At 52.9% G+C, this 1,668-nt stretch carries 2 protein-coding genes; both read left to right on the top strand.

The features are described from left to right. Window positions 1–886 (top strand): hypothetical protein (locus D6783_04085; protein ID RME52666.1); only part of this gene is annotated, 886 nt, incomplete at its 5' end. A 422-nt stretch (window positions 887–1,308) separates the two neighbouring features. Continuing rightward, a partial coding sequence (locus D6783_04090) for a hypothetical protein (protein RME52667.1) occupies window positions 1,309–1,668 on the top strand: 360 nt, incomplete at its 3' end.

The raw sequence follows: 1,668 nt of genomic DNA on the forward strand, positions 1-1,668 counted from the left end.
AGGCGACCCTGGCCTCACTACCACCGAACAAACCAGCCTCAAAGCACTTGCCTCCCAAAAAGCCCTACTCGACGCACTCATCGCCCAAAAAACCAAAATTGACGCACTCATCGCCCAAAAAGCCAAAATTGACGCGCTTATCCAGAAGATCACCGCTACCTCATCTTCACTCACCATCACCGCAAGCTCCGTTCAGATAAAAGCTGATAGCTCCTTCAAAGTACAGACCAAGAGCAACGCCAGCTTTGAACTCAACGACGCTACAAAGCTCGCAACCTTCGACAAAACCAACGTCCAAGTCCAAAACGGTACCGGCACCACCGACGGCACCGCCAATGGCCTCGGAAACCTCATTGTCGGCTACAACAAGAAAAGAACCATTGGCACCACCGTTCGCACAGGTTCCCACAACTTGATCATCGGTGATGAACACAACTACTCAAGCCACAGTGGCTTTGTCTCTGGAACAACCAACTTCATCAAAGATGTCGGCGCTGCCGTCTTTGGCGGACAAAACAACACTGCGAGTTCCCAAGGCGCTGCCGTCTTTGGCGGACAAAACAACACTGCTTCGGGCAAATTCTCCTCTGTCCATGGTGGCTCAACGAATCAATCCACCACCACAAGTGTCGGCGCTGCCGTCTTTGGCGGACAATCCAACACTGCGAGTTCCCAAGGCGCTGCCGTCTTTGGCGGACAATCCAACACTGCTTCGGGCAAATTCTCCTCTGTTCACGGTGGCGGCGGCGCAACTTCGTCTTTCGGTAATCAAGCTGAGGCCCCTTACTCTTCTATCTTTGGTGGACAAGGACTCATCATCACAAACACAGGTACACCGCCTACAAACACAGGACGAATCCTCACGGGAAAAACTGCCTCTCCATGAGCGCTCCTTCTCTCCCCTTCGCCTCCCATCAATCTGCCTCCACAGAATGCAGCTTTGACAAGTCGATGCCCTGAAATAGAAAGTGTGTTTCCACTCTTTGTCTGAACCGCTGATGGACACTGATTGTGATGATTGCGCTGATGCCACCGACGTTTCAGCCATTCAAGTTGAAGCATCCCTGGCACCATCCTGACACTCTCGCTGCATTTCTGGCACCATCCTTGACAACCATACACACCTCATTTATCTTCATGGCTCTATTGTATTTTTATCCCATGTTTTCAGGGTGATTTGAACAAATCTGCTCAAATGTTCAAGTCCTTTCCCTAGCCTTCAGCTAAGAGGAGTATTTTTCCATGAAAGTCCCCATCACATGGGGGATTTGGAGTCAGAGAGCTGTTCTTTTCTGCTGTCTTTTGGTCATGGTTGTCAGGGTACCGACGGGTTGTGCTCCACCTACTGCCCAGCTTTGCCACACCTGCACCACGACCTGTGGAGAAGGCAAGCCCTGGCAGTGCGTACAAGGCTATTGCGTCCCTGACTCCGACCCCGACCCCAGCCAATGCTTCGCGGAGAAGCCATCTGAAAAACACGATGCCTCCGCCGAAAACAACCCTGAGAAGCCCACCTCGGATGCTTCTTCCGAACCTCCCTCTGAGCCTTCACGAGAGCCCGTTCTCCCCGACGTTCCCATTCCTGATTCTCCCAAGCCCCTTCTCCTCTCCGTCACCGGCAACGGCACCCACCGCCCCATCAACACCCAGGCTTCCCCCTCCCAAATC

The sequence above is a fragment of the Candidatus Woesearchaeota archaeon genome (assembly GCA_003694805.1).
Classification (GTDB): Archaea; Nanobdellota; Nanobdellia; order Woesearchaeales; family J110; genus J110.